General features: G+C 67.0%; 14 protein-coding genes. 6 read left to right on the top strand and 8 right to left on the bottom strand.

The window, feature by feature from the left end:
* Nucleotides 1-8 precede the first annotated feature (8 nt).
* The 5 genes from PLE19_00405 to PLE19_00385 form a co-directional block, all read right to left on the bottom strand.
* Nucleotides 9-1,256 carry an Nramp family divalent metal transporter gene (locus PLE19_00405; GenBank protein ID HPD13377.1) on the bottom strand — a complete coding sequence of 416 codons (1,248 nt, stop codon included), beginning with the start codon at nt 1,254-1,256 and terminating at the stop codon, nt 9-11.
* Nucleotides 1,253-2,518, bottom strand: coding sequence for a CBS domain-containing protein (locus PLE19_00400; protein ID HPD13376.1), 1,266 nt, complete (start codon nt 2,516-2,518; stop codon nt 1,253-1,255). The genes PLE19_00405 and PLE19_00400 overlap by 4 nt, the downstream gene beginning before the upstream one ends.
* A 65-nt stretch (nt 2,519-2,583) precedes the next feature.
* Entirely contained in the window at nt 2,584-3,753 is a 1,170-nt protein-coding gene (locus PLE19_00395) for an aldose epimerase family protein (GenBank protein HPD13375.1), read from the bottom strand.
* A gap of 161 nt (nt 3,754-3,914) precedes the next feature.
* Entirely contained in the window at nt 3,915-7,280 is a 3,366-nt protein-coding gene (locus tag PLE19_00390) for a hypothetical protein (GenBank protein HPD13374.1), read from the bottom strand.
* Nucleotides 7,281-7,299: 19 nt separating this feature from the next.
* Nucleotides 7,300-8,415, bottom strand: coding sequence for a hypothetical protein (locus PLE19_00385; GenBank protein HPD13373.1), 1,116 nt, complete (start codon nt 8,413-8,415; stop codon nt 7,300-7,302).
* A 166-nt stretch (nt 8,416-8,581) separates the two neighbouring features.
* Between PLE19_00385 and PLE19_00380 the strand changes: the two genes are divergently transcribed.
* The 4 genes from PLE19_00380 to PLE19_00365 all read left to right on the top strand — a co-directional run bounded on the left by PLE19_00380 (nt 8,582) and on the right by PLE19_00365 (nt 12,697).
* Nucleotides 8,582-9,484, top strand: coding sequence for a sugar phosphate isomerase/epimerase family protein (locus PLE19_00380; GenBank protein HPD13372.1), 903 nt, complete (start codon nt 8,582-8,584; stop codon nt 9,482-9,484).
* 11 nt (nt 9,485-9,495) lie between these two features.
* On the top strand, nt 9,496-10,587 hold the full coding sequence (locus tag PLE19_00375) for an alcohol dehydrogenase catalytic domain-containing protein (protein HPD13371.1): 1,092 nt from the start codon (nt 9,496-9,498) through the stop codon (nt 10,585-10,587).
* A 91-nt stretch (nt 10,588-10,678) separates the two neighbouring features.
* Nucleotides 10,679-11,794 carry a DUF4339 domain-containing protein gene (locus tag PLE19_00370; GenBank protein HPD13370.1) on the top strand — a complete coding sequence of 372 codons (1,116 nt, stop codon included), beginning with the start codon at nt 10,679-10,681 and terminating at the stop codon, nt 11,792-11,794.
* A 54-nt stretch (nt 11,795-11,848) separates the two neighbouring features.
* Complete coding sequence (locus PLE19_00365; GenBank protein HPD13369.1) at nt 11,849-12,697, top strand: DUF4339 domain-containing protein; 849 nt, start codon at nt 11,849-11,851, stop codon at nt 12,695-12,697.
* Nucleotides 12,698-12,995: 298 nt separating this feature from the next.
* Here PLE19_00365 and PLE19_00360 read toward each other — a convergent pair whose 3' ends face one another.
* On the bottom strand, nt 12,996-13,886 hold the full coding sequence (locus PLE19_00360; GenBank protein ID HPD13368.1) for a prepilin peptidase: 891 nt from the start codon (nt 13,884-13,886) through the stop codon (nt 12,996-12,998).
* 292 nt (nt 13,887-14,178) lie between these two features.
* Here PLE19_00360 and PLE19_00355 point away from each other — a divergent pair, with 292 nt between their 5' ends.
* Both PLE19_00355 and PLE19_00350 read left to right on the top strand, forming a co-directional pair.
* The gene (locus tag PLE19_00355; protein ID HPD13367.1) at nt 14,179-14,946 is read left to right on the top strand and encodes a hypothetical protein; all 768 of its coding nucleotides are present in this window, start codon (nt 14,179-14,181) and stop codon (nt 14,944-14,946) included.
* Nucleotides 14,947-15,615: 669 nt separating this feature from the next.
* A complete protein-coding gene (locus PLE19_00350; protein ID HPD13366.1) occupies nt 15,616-16,239 on the top strand; it encodes a cytochrome c3 family protein in 624 nt (207 codons plus the stop codon).
* A 132-nt stretch (nt 16,240-16,371) separates the two neighbouring features.
* On the opposite strand, the gene PLE19_00345 is transcribed toward PLE19_00350, so the two are convergent.
* Both PLE19_00345 and PLE19_00340 read right to left on the bottom strand, forming a co-directional pair.
* Entirely contained in the window at nt 16,372-16,983 is a 612-nt protein-coding gene (locus PLE19_00345) for a hypothetical protein (GenBank protein HPD13365.1), read from the bottom strand.
* A complete protein-coding gene (locus tag PLE19_00340) occupies nt 16,976-18,217 on the bottom strand; it encodes an AAA family ATPase (protein ID HPD13364.1) in 1,242 nt (413 codons plus the stop codon). Before PLE19_00340 ends, PLE19_00345 begins: the two co-directional genes overlap by 8 nt.
* Nucleotides 18,218-18,313: the final 96 nt, after the last annotated feature.

Here is an 18,313-nt window from a genome sequence, read left to right as displayed (position 1 = left end):
GCAGGCTCCTAGCCGCCGTGCAGGAAGGTGAGAACCACCATCGTGAGGCTCATGGCAGCGACCAGGCCGGTGCCCAGCCAGGCCACAATGTTGAAGAACCGCCCATTCGTGTAGTTGCCCATGATGCTCTTGTCGCTGGTGATGCGGAGCATGAAGAAGACCACCGCGGGGAGCAGGATGCCGTTAACGACCTGGGAAAACAGCATGATCTTGACTAGCATGGCCGTGCTGGTCACGGCGGCAACGGTGGCGCCGATCACGATGGTGAAGGTGTAGATGGAGTAGTAATGAGGCGCCTCGGAGAAACGCCTGTCTACGCCCGTCTCCCACCCCATGGCCTCGCAGACGCTGGTGGCGGTGGAGATCGGCAGGATCGTGGCGCCGAAATGCGAGGCCGCGATGAGGCCGATCGCGAAGAGCGTGGCGCAGTAGTTGCCGGCAATGGGGTAGAGGGCCTCCGCCGCCTGGTCGGCCGTCTCCACCTCGATTCCTCGGGGGTGGAGCGTCGCGCCGCACGCCAGCACGATGAAGTAACAGACGATCGTGACGATGACCCCGCCGATCACGGTGTCGGCCACCGCGTATCGGTAGTGCTTGAGCGGTATGCCTTTCTCGATGACGCTGGCCTGCTGGTAGAACTGCATCCAGGGGGCGATCGTGGTGCCGATGATGCCCACCACCATGTAGAGGCAACCGGCGTCCCACGTCATCCGCGGCACGAAGGTGCCGCGCAAGGCGGCCCCCCAGTCCGGCTTGGCCAGAATCCCCGAGATGATGTACGCCACGTAGAACAGGCAGGCCACGAAGAACCAGCGCTCGACAGAGCGGTACGTTCCCTTGACCACCGCGTGCCAGAGGATGAATGCGCTGAGCGGGGCGGAGATGAACTCCGGGATGCCGAAGATGCCGGCTCCCGCCACCACGCCTGCGAAGTCGGCAATCGCATTGCCCAGGTTCGTGAGCACGAGGGCAACCATGAGATAGAAAGAGGCCCTCAGGCCGAACCGCTCGCGGATGAGAGCCGAGAGCCCCTTGCCGGTCACCACGCCCATCCTGCTGCACATCTCCTGGACCAGCACCAGAAGAATGCAGGTGGGGATCAGAACCCACAGGAGCATGTAGCCGTACTTCGCGCCCGCGACCGAGTACGTGGCGATGCCGCCGGCGTCGTTGTCCACGTTCGCCGTGATGATGCCCGGCCCCACCACCATGGCGAACAGGGCCAGACGCACGCGCCATCGCCGCCAGGTGCTCATCGCTCCTCCCGTATCAGGGGCGCCAGCTCGTTCAACACGTCCTTGAGCCGCACGGCCCCCAGGAAGCCCCCGCGTTCGTCCACCACCGGCACGGCCCGCAGGCCGTACTTCGCGAAGAGGCGCGCGAGGTCGCGCAGCCGTGCCTCGGGCCCCACCTTGATCAGATGCGTGGTCATCAGGCGGCCGATGCGGGCGTCGGGCGAGGCGGCGAACAGCTCGCGCAGGCTCACCACGCCCACCAGGCGCCGGCCCTCGTCGAGCACGTAGATGATGTTGAACACGCCGATCTCTTCGGCACGGCGGCGGATGGCCTCCAGGACATCCGCGACGATGTCGTCGGGCGCCGCCTCGATGCACGAGGTGGACATCATGCTGCCCGCGCTCTCATCCTCGTGAGCGAGGAGTTCGCGCACGTCCTCCGCCGCCTCGAAGTCCATTCGGCTGATGATCCGTTGGGCTTCGGGGTCGGGCAGCTCGCGCAGGAGGTCCGCGGCCTCCTGCGCGGGCATCTCTTCGAGGATATCGGCTGCCTTGCCCGGCTCCTCCTGGGCCAGCATGGTGCGTTGGACGTCGGGGGTCACCTCCTCGAGGGCGCCGGCAGCCGTCTCGGGGTCAAGCGTGCGCAGCAGCGCCTGCCGCTCCTTCGCGCCGAGTTCCTCGAGAATATCGGCCAGCTCGGCGGGGTGGAGGTCGGCCAGGCGGCTGGCGAGGGCCGTCACGCGCACGCCGCCGGGCGAGCCGCCCGGGCTCACGACCTGCACGTGTCGCCACGTGATGAAACGCTCCTTGAGCGTGTAGTCGAAGAGCCAGCGGAGGAGCCCGGCCACGGCCCGGGCCACGCCGAGCCGGCGCAAGAGGCCGTAGACGCCAATCTCCACGTGGGCGGGCACCAGTTGCCCCTCCGCGTAGAGGAACTGCACGTCGTTCACCCGCCGCACCTTGGCCCCCGAGAGGTCCACCACCTGGTCGTCCAGCACGTCGCGCCGCACCCAGAAGTCCGCCGGCGGCGCCGGCTCGTCCGTTCTCCGCGTTCGGATGCCCTTGGCGGAGAACTCCACCACGGCGGACCAGGGCAACACCCGAACCCCGTTCTTGCGCACGGCCACCTCGAGGCTCACGGCGGGCGGGTAGGCCGCGCCGCCGGCAAAGCCGATGTCGCGCAGCCGGCCCAGCGCCGGCCCCTCGCCCTCTACGAACACTCTCGCGCCGAGGAGGTTCGACAGGTAGTAGTAGGTTCCGCCTGCGGGCCGCGCGTCTGGCATGGCACCGTTACCCGGAGCTGCTTGAGCGGGGGACCGAGGTATCATACCGGTTCCAAGAGCACTTTTCAACGGGCGTTCGAATGCGGCAATGGCCGGGTGGAGAACCGGAGGATCTGCGTGTGGCGGTAGGTCTCGCCGGGCCGGAGCACGGGCGAAGGGAAATTCGGGCGATTGGGGGAGTCGGGGTAGCGCTGGGCCTCGAGGCACAGGCCCGCATGCTTGCCGTAGGCGACGCCCCCCTTGCCGACGATGGAGCCATCGAGGAAGTTCCCGGTGTAGAGCTGAAGGCCCGGCTGGTCGGTGAGGAGCTCCATCAGGCGGCCGCTCCTGGGGTCGTAGAGGCGCGCCGCAATGCCCACGCGCGGCGGCTGGTTGCGCAGGACGAAGTTGTGGTCGTAGCCGCCCTCGACCTCGGCAATGCGCTTGCCGATCGGCGTCGGGGCCGTGAAGTCCATCGGCGTATCCAGCACGGGCTTGAGCTCCCCTGTAGGGATCAGGCCCTTGTCCACGGGCGTGTACTGGTCGGCGAACAGGGTGAGGAGATGGCCAAGCACGTCGCCCGAGCCCGGGCCGCCCAGGTTCCAGTAGGCGTGGTTCGTGAGGTTCACCACGGTGGGCTTGTCGGTGGTGGCGGTGAACTCGATCTTGAGCTCATTGCGGGTTGAGAGCGTGTAGACCACCGTCACGCTCAGGGTGCCGGGATAGCCCTCCTCGCCGTCGCGGCTGACGTAGGTGAGGCGCACGCCCGCCGACGTGGAGGTGACCATCGGCTGGGCGTTCCAGAGCACCTTGTGGAAGCCCACGAGGCCGCCGTGGATGTGGTTCTCGCCGTTGTTCGTCGCCAGCTTGAAGGTTTGGCCGTCGAGGGTGAACGTGCCGCGCGCGATGCGGTTGGCGTAGCGGCCGACCGTGGCGCCGAAGTACGCGGGGTTCTTCATCCAGCCCTCCAGCGAGTCGTAGCCGAGCGTCACATCGGCGACCGTGCCCTCCCGGTCGGGCACCTCCACGCTGGCCAGGATGGCGCCATAGTTGAGCACCTTGACCTGCATGCCCGTGCCGTTCGCCAGCGTGTAGAGGTCCACCGAACTGCCGTCGGGCAGCTCTCCGTAGGGCGCCTTGCCGACGCTGGGCAGGACCTCAGGCTCGTAGCGCTCGAGCATGTCCGCGCACGAGGCGAGGAGCGCCCCGCCAGCCACAACGCCCAGGAGAAGGATGCCCCGGGTTCTGCTTCTCATGCTGGCTCCTCCGAAACAAGGCCACTGTCGCAAAGGGCGGCGCGCGCTTGCCGGCCGTCAGATTGTAGCCAGAGCGCCCGGCACTCGCAACGATGCCTGAAGGACCGCGGCTCGGCCCCTCTGGCAGTTCAGGCGGCCCCTGGAAGCCGGGTGGGGGAGCCTCAGCGGCCGTAGACCTGCACCTCGTTGAGCCCGCCGCCGATGCCCCAGAACTTGGTAAGGACGACACGGACGAGCTTGACGCCCTTCACGTCGCCGAAGGCGATTTCCTTCCAGCCATCGCCGAAGGGCACGGTGACGCCCGGCTCCAGCATCCCCGCGAACGTCGGCGTGTAGCGGCTGAACCACTTGGGGGCGAAGAAGGCGTGCTGGAACGGGCGGTCGAAGACCTTGCCGAACGCGTCCTCCTTCCACGAGAGGAGCTTGCGGTCAGAGCTGTAGAGTTCAACGCGGAAGGTGTGGGCGGCGAAGTCGTTGAGGCCCGCGTTGCTGGTGTTCAAGAGGCGCACGAGGTCCACGGCGGCCGGCTCCTTCAGCTTGAGCTCCACGTGGCCGAGCGTGTTCTCTGGCAACAGCCAGTAGGTGGGTTTCACGTAGAGCGGGAAGTAGTCGCGGTTGTCGAGGAGCGATTCCTTGCCCGAGCCGTAGCCTGCGAAGCGGCTGGAGGTCCACACGATGCCGAGCGTGTAGTCGAGATGCCCGTCGAGCGGGTATTCGGCCACTTGGTTGTCAATGACCTTCGAGGGCGGGAACCGCTCGTCGCGGCTTGCGGACGCCGTGACCTTGGCGTCGAGAGCGAGGTTCTTTCTCCCCTTACTCGTCACCGCATCGCGCTCGGCGGCAAGCTGGTCGAGCACCGGCTTCAGCCCCGCGAGAAGCTGCTTCGCATTCGCGTCCGAGTTGGTGGTCAGGGCGCTCGCGCCGCCCTTCTTCGCAGGATCGGGGAATAATGCGAGAATGCCTTTCTCGGTCATCTTGAGTTCCGGCGGTTTCGCATTCTTGGCGAGAGGCATGACGATAGTGAGGAAGCGTTGCTCGCGCTCCCGGTGCGGCTTGCCGACAGGCTCCAGCTTGATCTCGCCGAACCACAGCTCGCCGAGGGTGAAGTAGTGGGCGCTGCCCACGGCGCGGAAGCTGGCCCGGCAGGCGATCGCGCCCTCCGGCGCGTCGAAGTACGACACGGTTTCAGTCCAGTCGTGGGTCTTGATGTCGCTCTTGGGCGCGCCGAGTTTCAGCGGGTCGGGATGGCCGTAGGGCGTCTCGGGCTTGGCGATGGCCTTCCCATCTTTGTCGAGAAGCTCCAACCCGATCTCCCAGGCCGTGGCCTCGTAGACGCGGTAGTTGGCCTCCTTGCACTTGAGCGAGGCCCGGTAGCGGATGCCACCCGTCAGGCCCTTGACGACTTCACTCGTGACCGTCTTTTCGGTTGGAGGCGGGGAGAGATGAAGGAAGGCAGGGACATCGGGGGCATCGTCGAGCTTAACCTCCCGAAGGTTTGGAACCTTCGGGAGGTTAGGGGCCAGGGCCCTCCAGGCGGAGGGCGGAATGGTGACGGGCTTGGCATCCGTCGGCTCGTAGCCGCCCGCGATGGCGCGGAGCATCTGGCCGTTGTGGTCCATCTGGTAGGAGACGCAGGGCTGCGAGGGGACGCCATGTTGCTCAAAGGCGAGTTTGTCGGGGGTCAGGAACTTGATATAGAGGTCGGCGTTGGGCCGTTCGGCGCGAACGGCGTTGTCGCCCAGCGGCACGAAGCGGCCGAAGTTCTTCGAGTTCTCGGCGTGGTTCCACAGGTGCCAGGTCCAGGCGTGCCAGCGGGGCTTCTCATCCTTGTGGCGAACGACGTCGGAGAAGACGAAGTAGTCGGGCGCGTCGTCAGCGGGGCGGACGTAGAGGATGCTCCGCTCGCGCTTGTCGTAGTGGGTGTGGCTCTCGCGCTGGCCGGGGCGTGGGTAGTAGGCGACGTTGCTGAAGCCGCTCTCGGCACGGAAGTAGGCGAACCGCTCGTCGTTGTAGGATTCCTTGATGATCATGCTGGGGGCGAAAGGCTCCCCCTCCGTCTCGATGCCCGTCTCGGCGATCTGATACTGGTGCCAGGGGAAATGCCACGACATGCCGGAGGTGGTGCAGAGGATTTCGTTCTTCGCGCTCAGGAAGAGGTCGCCGTTGAAGTAGAGATAGGTTTGCCCCAGCCCATAGCCGCTGCGGATGCCGGCCATGCGGTCGGTGAACTGGGCGAGGCTGGTGGGCGGCTTGGGGTCGGCGAGGAGCTTATCGTCCCACCAGGCGATGCCGAGCACCTGGCCGAGTGCGCCCTGATGGGCATCGGCGACGTTGAGGCGGTCAGGGGTGACCATTTCCTTGCGGACGAAGTAGTGGGCGGGAGAGTCGGGGAACTTGGCCGCGTAGTCGAGCCACCAGGCGCCGCAGCGTCCGCCGTGGGGCAGCTCGATGGGCTTGCCCGAGATGATGCCCGGCAGTGCCTTGGAGAGCGGGTCAATCGGCTCCGTGAACTGGTTGACGGCTGGGACGGTGGTCTCGTGGATGATGGGGTAGTAGGTGGCCTGGTCGAAGCCAGGGTGTGGGCGGAGGTCAATGCCGCGGACGTTCCAGAGCGCGGCGGCGGCGGTGTAGAGGTTCTGCATGGAGACGCTCCAGTAGCCGCCGAGGCCGCTTTCCAGGTGTTGGCCCATCCAGCCGATGTCGTGGGTGATCGCCCAGTGGAAGGTCTGGAGCAGGCTGTTGAACCAGATGCGGTTGTCCTCCATTGTGGGCGGCATGTCCCCACGCCGCGTATTGCGGGACGGGGACGTCCCGCCCACGAAAATGCTGCCGATGAGAGCGGCGGCGAGGGCGTTGTTGCCCTGGTTGAGCGAGCGGAGGTGGAAGAGGCCCATGCCCGGCGTGTGGAGGACGATGCGGAAGTACGGCTCGACGCACTTGTCGGCGATGGCCTCGCGGGCGAGCTGGCGCTGGGCGGGGGTGAGCGTGTCCCACACGCAATCGGCCACGAGCACCAGGCCGCGGCTCAGGATGCCGAAGTGGATCTGCGGCATGTGCGAGCCGCTCCAGGGGAACCAGCCCCAGCGATTGGCCTTGGCGCAGAGCTCGAAGACCTCCCACGCGAAGTCGGCGTACTTGCGTTCGCCCGTAATGAGATAAACGAACGCGGCGGCGGGGGCGCCGTCCTTGCCGTAGTTCCCGAGGGCCATCCCCGCCTCCTTGCCGCCCTCGGGCAGGAACTCCTTGGGCACGAACTCGGTCTGAATGTCGGGGAGCTTCGGCATCAGCTCCTCGAAGCGCAGCTTCGCCTTGTCTTCGGGCCACTTCGCCAGGGCCTCGTTGGCCCGTTTGAGCAGTTGCTCGTAGATGGCCTTGCAGGGCGGCTTCTGCACCTTCTCGCGGAGGGCCGCCGCTTCGTCCGCCCTGAAGAAGACGCCGATGCCGGGCCGGGGCAGATCGCCTCCGGCCGCCCGGGCAACCATCACGGCTGCGAGAGCGGCGGTCGCCATCCATCGGCCGGGAGCCATTGGCGCATCCCCGAGGTGCTTACTCGATCGGCTTGATCCGCCAGTTGCGCACCATGAGGCGGGTGTTGTAGGTGGTGAGTTCGACTTTGGTGAGGCCCGACGGCCGCGCGGGCGCGGCATTCAGCGCCTTGCCGTTGAAGAAGTAGCGCGCCGTCGCCTCGTCGAGCACAATCTTCACCTCGTTCCACGTGCGCGGCTGGATCACGTGCTCGTGGCCGGCGAGGGTGAGGCCGGAGCGACGCCCGGCCACGTAGTCCCTGCCGGGCTTGCTCGGGTGCGCCTGGAGCGTGATGCCTACGGCCTGGTCGAGGGTGAGCGCGGCGCCCCAGGAGGCCGAGTCGCGCTCGACGAAGCACAGGTCGCAGGCGATCTCGAACTTGCCGAGGCCCTTGGGAATGGCGAAGACCAGCTTCGCCGCCGTCTCGGTGGCGGCCATCCGCAGGATGTCGCCGGGCAGCACCTCCCAGGTGTGCGGCATGGCCTCCTGGACGCCCAGCTTGCGGAGCGCCTCCGCCGGATCGGCCACGGGCTGTGCCGTGAGGAGGGCCTCGTCGAGCGGCTGCTTCGACGCAGGGAAGGTGCTGCCTCCGCCCCACGGCGGATAGAGGATGGCGACCACGGCCAGCACCACCAGGATGGGCAGCATGCTGAGCGCGCCCATCGGGATCTTCCGGTACCAGGGCTTCTGCGTCTCTACCTCTTTGCGGCGGGTCTCGAACCGGCCGTGGATGCGGCGGCGGCGCTGGTCGAGCTCCTGCTCCGACAGCTCGCGGGGCGGCGCCGCGGCCTGCTCGGCCACCGGGGCATAGCCCACCGGAGCGGGCGGCTCGAACGACTCGGCGCCGAACCACGCCAGGCCGCTCTCGAGACCGTCGTAGTTCATCTCGGGGGGCGCGGCGGGCCTTGCAGCGGGCTCGGGCTCGGGAGGAGGCCCCTCCTCTTCGGAGTCCGGCTCGCCGGCCCCTTCGGGCAGCGAGGTCGCGACAGCCCCCTCGCCTTCCGGCGGCGCGGAGGCGTCGCCGGGCGTCGGCGCGCCGCTCTCCTCGGGCTGCGGCTGCGATGCCTCGGCGTCGGGAGACTGCCCAGGGGTCTCTTCGGCAGCGGGGCCTGCCGCCCGTTCCTGCTCGTCGCTCATGAACTGCTCCATTGCCGACAGCGGCGGCACGAGGGCCGGACCGTGACTGCGGGGGATTATAGCAATCCGGCGTGCGGCTTGTCAACGCTTGACAAGCCGCATGAGGGGCATTATACTCGCCAGCACAACCGGACTCCGGGGAGGACTCGTGTAAGGAGGGTCAGGAATGGCCGTCAAGTTGTCGATCGGGAGCTGGGCCTACACCTTCGGGCCGTATGCGAAGGCGCCCATTGACCTGCCCACGGTGTGCAAGAAGCTCGGCGAGCTGGGCTTCGACGGGATCGAGCTGGGCGGCTTCCGCCCCCACGCCCACCCCGACGACTACGCCACCCCCGCCAAGCAGGCCGAGCTGCGCAAGCTGCTGGCCGACAACGGCCTCCAGGTCTCCGCCATCGCCGCCGACTTCTGGTCCGATGCCCTTGTGCCCTGGGAGAAGCAGGACGGCTATCGCGCGACCTTCAAGAAGAACCTCGATTTCTGCGTCGCCATCGGCATCCCGTGCATCCGCGTGGACACGGTGGCCCCGCCCCCAGGCCCCGTGGGCAAGGCCCGGCAGGATGCGCTGAAGAAGTGTGCGGACCTCTGGCGCGAGTGCGCCGAAACGGCCGCCAAGGCCAAGGTCAAGGTCACCTGGGAGTTCGAGCCCGGCTTCTGCTTCAACAAGCCCTGCGAAATCGTCGGCATCGCCAAGAAGGTGAACCACCCCAACTTCGGCATCCTGCTCGACGCCTGCCACGCGCACATGGTCGCCGCCGTGGGCGCCCGCCAGCCCGAGCCCGTCGAAATCCTCCCCAACGGCGAACTCGACCTCATCAAGAACCTCACCGGCCATATCAACCACATCCACCTGATCGACTCCGACAACACTCTCCACGGCAACGAGACGAGCACCCACCGCCCCTTCGGCGAGGGCGTGCTGGACTTCGACAAGATCATCCCCGCCATCCTCAAGGCCGGCTACAAGAGCGAGTGGTGGGTGATTGACCTGTGCTTCTGGCCCGAGGCGTGGAACGTCACCGACGCGGCCAAGAAATTCCTCGAGCCCTACATCAAGAAGTATGGAAAGTGAGGGACGCGCGCATGGCCAAGAAAGCCGCTGGCAAGACGATGAAGGCCCAGGTGTTCTACGAGCCGCTCAAGATGGCCTATGAGGACGCGCCGATGCCGGTGATCGCCGCCGACGAGGTGCTCGTGCGCGTGAAGGCCTGCGGCATCTGCGGCTCCGACATCGCCTACTACTACGGCATGAGCTCGCTCGAGACCCCCACGGGCAAGGGGCCCCTTGTCCTCGGCCACGAATACACGGGCGAGGTCGTCGAGGTCGGCGACATCCCCAAGAGCCTCAAGCTCTTCAAGCCCGGCGACCGCGTGGTGCTCGACCCCGTGCAGTACTGCAACGCCTGCGACGTGTGCTACCGCGGCCAGACCAACCTGTGCGAGAACAAGGCCGTGCTCGGCGTCTCCTGCAACGGCGGCTTCGCCGAATACTCCAAGTCCAAATACACCGGCGTCCACCCCCTGCCCGACAACGTGTCGTTCGAGCACGGCGCGCTCACCGAGCCGCTCGGGTGCGCGACCTACGCCGTCAAGAACCTCGAGGTGCAGCCCGGCCAGTTCGTCGTCGTCATCGGCCCGGGCGCCATCGGCTGCATGATGGTGCAGCTCGTCAAGAAGTCGGGCGCCGGCGCCGTCGCGCTGCTCGGCACGCGCGACTATCGCCTCGAGATCGGCCGCAAGCTGGGCGCCGACCTCATCATCAACGACGGCGAGAAGAACTCGCCCTACTACGTGGCCGACATCAAGGCAAAGATCGCCGATCTCACGAAGGGCAAGATGGCCGACCGCGTGGTCGTGGCCACGGGCTCGGTGGAGGCGATGGAGCTGGCGCTCGCCATCTCGGGGCGCCGCTCGGTCATCGTCTACTTCGGCCTGCCGGGCGACAAGGCGGTCATCCGCGTGCCCGCGCTCCAGAGCATCCTGTGGGACAAGACGATTCGCTTCTCGTGGCTGGCGCCCAACGTGTGGCAGACGGCGCTGGGCGCGCTCGCCACGGGGCTGGTGGATGTGTCGCCCCTCGTGAGCCACACGTACAAGCTGGCCGACCTGGTCGGCGCCCTGGGCAAGGTCAAGGATCGCGTAGGCAACCCGATGAAGCCCGTCGTCGTGCCGTAAGGCGCGTTGCCGGCAGACAGGGTCTGGGCCGCGGCGCAAGGCGCCCTGGCCTCAGGCCATGGCGCTCCGTTCTCTGGGTAGGAGGCGAGAGATGGCGGACGCGGCGTGGTACGTGATTCAGGCCGGCCAACAGCGGGGCCCCGTCTCGGAGGCCGACCTCCGGGGCATGCTCGCCCGCGGGGAGATCACGGCAGCCGATCTCGTGTGGAGGGACGGCATGGCGGAATGGGCAGCGATCGGCACCGTGCCCGGGTTCGCCGGCGCGGCGCCGGCCGGGCCGCCGGTCCCGCCCCGCGCGCCCGTGGCGCCCCTGGCGCCCGCCGGGCCGAGCGCCTTCGGCAAGTTCTTCCACGACCTCTTTGCGGGCGGCACGGCGGAGGAGGCCGTCAGCTCGCCCATCGTATCGCTCATCGAGAAGCTGCTCGGCTGCGTGCGGTTCCTGGGCGCGCGGCCCGAGGGCTTCCGCCGCTACCAGCGCCTCCTCACCCGCATCGGCTGCATCGCGCTCGTCTTCGCGGGCCTCGTGTGGCTGGTCGCCGGCATCGTGGGCGCCATCAAGGCATCGAGCTTCAGCCCCGTCCTGGGCGGCCTCCAGGGGGTCCTTATCGCCGTTGTGCTGCACTATATCGCCGCCAAGTTCGGCAACGCCGGCCAGCAGATCCTCGCCGGCGAAACCCACGTCATGTCGTCGAAGGCGTTCATGGACTGCTTGGGCCTGCTCTCGGCCCTCGGGGCGATTGGCGCGCTGGTGAACGGCGTCATCACCGCGATCAACATGCGGGCGTTCAGCCCGTTGCTGCCCATGCTTGTGGCCTGCGCGTTGCTCGCACACCTGGCGATCTTCTGTCTCAACCCGAAGGAATGCCTGAACATCGAGCACGACCCGAAGAAGGCGCGCGCGGGGGAGACGGCCCTGGCGATCCTCACCTTCGTCTACCGCTGCGTGCTGGCGGTCACCCCCGTCGTCCTCGGCGCGGGTGCCGCGGCGGGCACCGTGTGGGCGACCTTCTCGATGTTCGGCACGTGGGGCAGCGACCAGTTCGCCGTGATGTCCGCGGCCATGTCGTACGAGATGGCTAACCAGTTGGTGATGGCGGCCGGCGTGGCCCCGCTGCTGGCCTACGTGGCCTACCTGCTCGCGATGCTGGGCGTCGAGATCGCCTACGCGATCTTCCGCATCGCGCGGAACACCGACCGCTCGTCGTAGGGAGCACAGCCCGAAGGGCCGGCTTCCCGCACGATCCCGTCAAGGAGACCCGCGATGGCAGATGCGATCTGGTATGTCGGCCAGGGCGGCCAGCAGAAAGGGCCGTTCGCTGAGGAGGACGTCCGGGCCATGCTGGGCCGCGGCGAGGTGGGCCGCGGCGATGTGGTGTGGAAGGAGGGCATGGCCGAATGGAAACCGGTCGCCGACGTGCCGGAGTTCGCGGAAGCGGCGAAATCGCTCCCGCCCGGCCCGCCGCCCGCGGCCCCCGCCGGGCCGGCCGGCCCCAGCCCTGCCGCGGAATTCTTCACGGGCCTGCTCGGCGACACGATGGCCATCGTGCGAGACCCCGATGCGGGTTCCGCCGCCGTGGCCGACAAGAAGTGCCCCGTTTTCGCCGCCGTGTGGATCGGGCTCAAGGTGCTCTTGGCCGGGCTTCTGGCCCTCCAGGTGCACGCCTCGTTGAGCCGCGCGAGCGGCCTGGAGGGGGCCTTCGAGGCCCTCGGCCGGGCCATGGCGGGCGGCGGCGGGGGTTATGGCGAGAGCGCGGTGGCGACCTTCTTCAAGACGATGCTCATGGACGCGATCGCCGTGGGCATTCTCTTCGCCGCGCTCATGCTCGTGATGGCGGCCATCCTGCGGGTGCCCGAGGCGCTGCCGAAGGCCCTGGCCGTGCTCGCGATCTCCTACGTCCCGATCGTGGCCGCCTCGGCCGTGGCCTTCGTGTTCGGCTGGCTGCACCTGTGGTTCCAGGGGCTGGTCGTCGCTGCGATGCCGGCCAGCATCCTCCTCTTCTACCACGTGTTCCAGCACACCACGCAGGCGCCGCGCCGGCAGGCCATCGTCTACGTGGCGGCCATTCTCTTCGCCGTGACCCTCATCTGCGCCGGCATCGCGCGGTTCTAGCCCGCATCTCTCACCGGCCCCGCAGGAGCCGCGCAAGAAACCCTGTCATTCCGAGCGGAGCGGAGCGAAGTCGAGGAACCTTTCAAGGGGGCAGACTGACATCACAGGGCACACTCCGTTGTCGGCGGCCGCTCCTCCGAAAGGTGCTTCGACAGGCTCAGCATGACAAGAAGGGGGCGTTCCGCACTCCCAGGCTGGCGGGCTGGTGGGAAATGCGGGCTAGGCGGTCTCCCTCCGCAACGCCGAGGCCCCCGTCGAGCATCGCTTGGCGGGGGCCTTGTCATGCTCAGTCGCGTCCCTATTGCAGCGTGGGCTGGAGGGCGGAGGCGAGGCGGTCGAAGAGCGCGGCGATATCCTGTGCGTGGAGCATCGCCGCAAAGCAGCCGATGGAGAGGTAAGGGCCGAAGGGCAGCCGCGTGTCGCGGGTGCGCAGCAGCATCAGCAGGCCGCCGGCCGCCCCCACGAACGCGCCCAGCACGATGCCCAGCAGCGCCAGCTTCCAGCCCAGCACACCGCCGGCCATGGCCATCAGCTTCACGTCGCCAAAGCCCATCGCCTCCTTGCGGAAGGCCGCCCGGCCCACCACGCCCAGCACCCAGATGACGCCCGCCCCTACGGCCAGGCCGAGCAGCGAGGCCACGAGCGCGCATCCCCGCGGGGCCGCCAGCGGCGTCAGCCCGGCCAGGCCGGCCAGGGGCCGGACGAGAATCGGCTCGCCAATCTCGTGCAGCGAGGGCCACACCACGCTCGCCAGCGGCGCCAGCAGGGCGCCGGGCAGGCTGATCTCGTCGGGGATGATGCGGAACTCGATGTCAATGAAGCTCGCCGCCACCAGCGCCGCCGTCAGAGCCGCGTAGACGCCCAGTCGAGCATAGTCCGCCTGCGCGCCCCCTGCCAGCCGCCACGTCACGTAGGCGAAGAGCCCCCCCGTGAGCGCCTCCACCAGCGCGTAGCGCGGCGAGATGCGGATGCCGCAGAAGCGGCAGCGCCGCCCGAGCAGCAGGTAGCTGAGGATCGGGATGTTGTCGTGCCAGCGGATCGGCACGTTGCAGAAGGGGCAGTGGCTGGGCGGCTTGTGCAGCAGGAAGCCCCGCGGCAGCCGATGGATGCACACGTTCAGGAAGCTGCCCGTCACAGCCCCCAGCATGAAGGCGAATGCGCAAGCGAGGACCACCGAGGACGTGAGCATGCGGGCTTTTCTCTCCTGCCGCACATCTTATCCTGCGTCGGGCCGTTGCGCAAGCTGCGGGGAACCCGCGGTCCGCTGCCGGCGTCTAAGAGAAAGATACTGCTCCGGCCGCGAATCCGTCTGCCGTGGCCGGAACCAGCGGCATGGGCCAGGGCTTCAAGCGTAGCCGCAAGCATCCCGCTTGCGGTGGTTTTCGACAAGCGAGAGGCTTGTCGCTGCACGGAAGAATGCAGACCGGTTCGCGGCCGAGGCGGTAGCAGCCGGCCATCCCTGTTGCGAGAGGGTTACGCTCATGCGAACGGCACGTATCCTGCTGGCTCTTGCACTGGCGGGCAGCCTGTGGGCGAAGGACGAAGAGGCCCCGGTCTACGCGCTCGCGCGCCTGCGCTACTATGTGGGCGGCGAGGAGTTCCTCATTCGCTCGCCCGAGGGTCTCCGGGCGGTGCTCGCCTGGGTCGCGCAGGTCGAGAAGGGGCCGGATTCCGAGCACGCGCGCAACGGCGCCTGCGATCGCGATGCCGAGCTGGAACTCTACGCTGCCGCGGCCGATGCGAAGCCGGCACGCGTGGTCGAGCTCTTTACCGGCTGCAAGCACGCCCTCGGCAAGGAGGTCGCCCCCGCCCAGTTCGCCGCCCTGCGCCAGATCGCCGAAAAGATGGGCGAACAGCTCCTCGTCATCCGGGAGCGCGACAACGGAAAGACCCTGGACGCCTCGGTTGGCCAGCCTATCGAGGTGCGGCTCGTGGGCGACCGCCCGGGGACGGGTTGGGAGGCGAACGCGCCCGAGGGCGACGCCGTGCAGCGCGAGGGAGCGCAGCCGGGCGAGGTCGGGGTATCGCCCCGGCTCATCTTCACGCCCAAGCCGGGCGCGGCCGACAAGGCTCTTGGCACCTACGTCTTCCGCTACAGGGCCGTCAAGCCCGGCCAGGCGAGGTTGCGCGTCGTCTACGTCCTGCCCGGCGGCCCCGGACCCACGATCCGTGGAGCCACTGCGCTGGTCAGGGAGTTCATTGTGACGATTCGCGTGACTGCCCCGGCGCAGAAATCGGGCCTGCTCTGAGAGACGCGGCGCACGTGGTGCAGGGGGCCGGCCCATCGCCCCCATTACCCCGCAGCGGTGCGCCCGGCGCCCAATCCCCCACTGCGAATATGGGAGTAGCGGGCTTTCGCCGTTTGGCGAGTTCGACTCGACTGGGCGTGCAGGGTGTGGGCATTCCTGATCGTTGTGGACTTGGCGGTTCCTGGGAAGGGCTGTGCCGAGCGCCTGGCGGGCGTAGCCTGCCCATGCTGTATCAATCCTGAGAGGGGGAGAGTGATACAGCATGGGTAGATGGGCGAGGATTGGCGATTCTCGTGGTTCCGGCCATGCTCGCTCATCTGCGGGATGAGCAAGTATGAGATGGGATGGCATGAGAGCGTAAGGAATTGCAACGTATACGGTTATGGTGTGGCTTACGCTGGGGCCTCCGTCGTCGTCCCACACTCCCCAGCGGCTACCACGTCAGGATCGCTGAACCCTGATGAACCGGGGTAGCTCTTCGGGCGCCTTGACAACGGTGCGCTGTGGGGGTAAAATCAGGTATCACGCTGTGATAGCCATCGCGGCGCCAGCCTCGATGGCCCGATGCTGCGCTTGTCTCGCCCGTGTTGGCTTCTCTCCCTGAGCTTCCCGGGGCCTGGGATTCCCTTGGCGGGGACCACGCTGCGTTGGCAGCAAAGGAGTGGCCGCATGGTGGCACAGAGGGTTCGTGGGGTGGTGTTTGTTGCGATGCTCGGTCTCTGTCTGGTGACGCATGCCGGCATCGTGGGATCGGAGCACGATTTCAGCAGCAAGGGCTGGTCGGGCGGCAAGATCTGCGAGGTGTGCCACACCCCGCACAACGCCGACACGACGGTGACCGCTGCGCCGCTGTGGAACCACCAGACAACCACGGCGACCTACATTCTGTACTCCAGTTCCACCCTCGACGCAACGCCCACGCAGCCCGATCATTACGGCTCGAAGCTATGCTTGAGCTGCCATGACGGAACGGTGGCCCTCGACAGCTTCGGCGGCGCCACGGGCTCGACGTTCATCACTGGCAACGCTCACATCGGCACCGACCTGCGCGGCACGCACCCGATCGGCATCGTCTATGACAGTGCGCTCGCCGCCGCGGACAAGGGTCTTTTCGACCCCAGCAGCAAGACGACGGCTCTCGGCGGCTCGATTACCAGGGATCTGCTGTTCAATACCGGCAACCTCGAGTGCGCCTCGTGCCACGACGTGCACAACTCCCAGAACACTGGGGGTAATCTCCTGCGCATCACGTCCGACGGCAGCGCCCTGTGCCTCACCTGCCACAACAAGTGAGGTCGGGTGGAGCAGCGAGGGCCGATCAGTGACTGAGGCGTCTCGCCACCACTTCGCGCATGATCTCGCGCGGGGCGGGGAGGCCTGTCCACAGCTCGAACTGCTCAGCGGCCTCGCGGTTCCCCCCAGGAGTCAATCACCCTTCAGTTGGCGCAGCGCGCTCATCACTTCCTCGACGAAGTGCTTCAGGGCCGCATCGGCCTTCCCGGCGCGGAACAGGTCCATCGCCTCGGCCAGTTCAGCCGCGAACTCGATGCCGCCGAGGATTGCAGGGTGACCCGCGGCCCTGACAGCGTGGGCGAGAGCCTTCTTCAGGACGTTCCGGGACTGCTTGTCGCACCTCGGTTCCGCCGCTGGGGGCGTTGCGCCCACAGCTTGGCGGAACGCGTCTGAGTCCGCCGTGTACCAGCGCTCGATATGGGGGTCGGGACACGCGATTGCGCAGTATGGGAAAACGTCAGGTTTGATCGCCTCCCTTATCTCCCTAACCTTGGGAGCATAGGAACTGCAATTGGCATCAATGGCCACCACAAGAAGGTCTGGACGTCGGAGGCCCCTTCTCTCAACAAGAACCTGGTAGCTTCTGAGTTCATCGAGTGCCTTGCCGTGTCCGCCCCGCGCCGATCTCACCTCGATCCTGCCATCTGTTTTTTCTCGGCGGCACATGACACGGATCAGATGCTTGAGCAGCTCCTCATGCGCGCGGTCCTCGCAGAAGAGATCTATCTGAACGGACCTACTCATCCACCAGCCCCCTCTGGATGAGGGACTCGAACACCCCGTCCTCTGCTGGGGATGTCAGAGCCCGCATGACATCTACGTCCTTGAACAGGGGGCCGGCGGGGTCGAAGGGTTCTAGGACAGTCCTGGCTCGTTCCCTGCGGACAGCGTAAAGGGCGACCTCCCCGCCGGGTTCGCGCCGCTTCCATACCGCGTCGCAGAACCGCGGCGAGTGAGTTGTCACTACGACCTGCGTGGCACCCTCCGTGGCCAGCGACACAAGCATCTCCGCGATCAGGTCCAGCCGACGGGGGTGCACACCATTCTCCGGTTCTTCGAAGGCTACCAGCGCCGGACGCCACGGGTTCACACAAAGCGAGCATAGAGCGAGAACCCGCAGCGTGCCTTCGGAGATCACGCGGGTGGAGTACTGCACGCCGTTCTGCTGTACCACGATCTCCAGATGCCCTCGGTCCCTGTCAAGGCCAACATCCACACCTTCGACGGAGGGAATGAGCGTACGCAGAGTCCGCCGGACGCCCTCGAAGCACTTGGGGTGCTCAACCTTGAGTCGATAGAGATACGGCGCAACCGTCTCCCCCAACGGCCCAACATCGTTGACCTCTGATGGCGGCCTAGCCTCACGCATGGCCACTCGCGGGTCTAGGTAGTAGGTTCGCCAAGCGCCCAACTCCCTCCGGAGCTGGTCAATGTGTGGGTAGTTGCTTCCCGTGTAGGACGGGACGGACGCAGTCGTGTGATTGGTACCTATGCTCTCGTACTTCGGGTGCGCTGGCTTTCCCCTGACTCTCACCACGAACCGGTCCCCCTGTCTCTCGATCACGGGCTTTCCGAGCGTCTTGTCCTTCTTGCTTTGCAGGCCAGCAAGGTACTCATCGGCAACACCGAAGGAGCCAGTTCTCGGGTCACCGGAGATCTCTACCCTGTATCTCAGCGCGCGAGGTTCGGACTTCGGCAGCACATCAGCCCCCAGGCAGAATGACACCCGCTGAAGGTTCATCAGGTCTCGGAGTCCACCCGGAGGCATGCGGAACGCTTCGACTGGATACCCGCGGATCGGCTCCGTTAGAGCATCCTTGACTGTACGCTCGGTCACCAGCCGGGAGAGGCACTGGAGGGCCTCGAGGAAGTTGCTCTTGCCCGCTGCATTGGGGCCGAAGAGCACTAGCAGCCTGGGGACCTCAATGGTCACATCGTCGAGCGACTTGAAGCCCCGGGCACTGAAGCGTCTGAGCATCACTGTTCCCCGATCCCTGTTCACTCCTGCCGTGTGTGCCAATTCCAGTGGCACGCTCGATCAATAGCCCTTTGAGGCGGAGATGTCAAGCTAGGG

Source organism: Planctomycetota bacterium, from assembly GCA_035384565.1.
Taxonomy (GTDB): Bacteria; Planctomycetota; PUPC01; order DSUN01; family DSUN01; genus DAOOIT01.
The sequence above is the reverse complement of the archived record's forward strand: the minus strand, read 5'-3'. Positions and strand labels throughout refer to the sequence as shown.

Coding starts and splice junctions, on each gene's coding strand:
- PLE19_00370 (HPD13370.1), top strand. CDS start 10,679: ATGGCGGACGCGGCGTGGTACGTGATTCAGGCCGGCCAACAGCGGGGC.
- PLE19_00345 (HPD13365.1), bottom strand. CDS start 16,983: ATGAGTAGGTCCGTTCAGATAGATCTCTTCTGCGAGGACCGCGCGCAT.
- PLE19_00400 (HPD13376.1), bottom strand. CDS start 2,518: ATGCCAGACGCGCGGCCCGCAGGCGGAACCTACTACTACCTGTCGAAC.
- PLE19_00355 (HPD13367.1), top strand. CDS start 14,179: ATGCGAACGGCACGTATCCTGCTGGCTCTTGCACTGGCGGGCAGCCTG.
- PLE19_00395 (HPD13375.1), bottom strand. CDS start 3,753: ATGAGAAGCAGAACCCGGGGCATCCTTCTCCTGGGCGTTGTGGCTGGC.
- PLE19_00340 (HPD13364.1), bottom strand. CDS start 18,217: ATGCTCAGACGCTTCAGTGCCCGGGGCTTCAAGTCGCTCGACGATGTG.
- PLE19_00380 (HPD13372.1), top strand. CDS start 8,582: ATGGCCGTCAAGTTGTCGATCGGGAGCTGGGCCTACACCTTCGGGCCG.
- PLE19_00385 (HPD13373.1), bottom strand. CDS start 8,415: ATGAGCGACGAGCAGGAACGGGCGGCAGGCCCCGCTGCCGAAGAGACC.
- PLE19_00365 (HPD13369.1), top strand. CDS start 11,849: ATGGCAGATGCGATCTGGTATGTCGGCCAGGGCGGCCAGCAGAAAGGG.
- PLE19_00405 (HPD13377.1), bottom strand. CDS start 1,256: ATGAGCACCTGGCGGCGATGGCGCGTGCGTCTGGCCCTGTTCGCCATG.
- PLE19_00350 (HPD13366.1), top strand. CDS start 15,616: ATGGTGGCACAGAGGGTTCGTGGGGTGGTGTTTGTTGCGATGCTCGGT.
- PLE19_00360 (HPD13368.1), bottom strand. CDS start 13,886: ATGCTCACGTCCTCGGTGGTCCTCGCTTGCGCATTCGCCTTCATGCTG.
- PLE19_00375 (HPD13371.1), top strand. CDS start 9,496: ATGGCCAAGAAAGCCGCTGGCAAGACGATGAAGGCCCAGGTGTTCTAC.
- PLE19_00390 (HPD13374.1), bottom strand. CDS start 7,280: ATGGCTCCCGGCCGATGGATGGCGACCGCCGCTCTCGCAGCCGTGATG.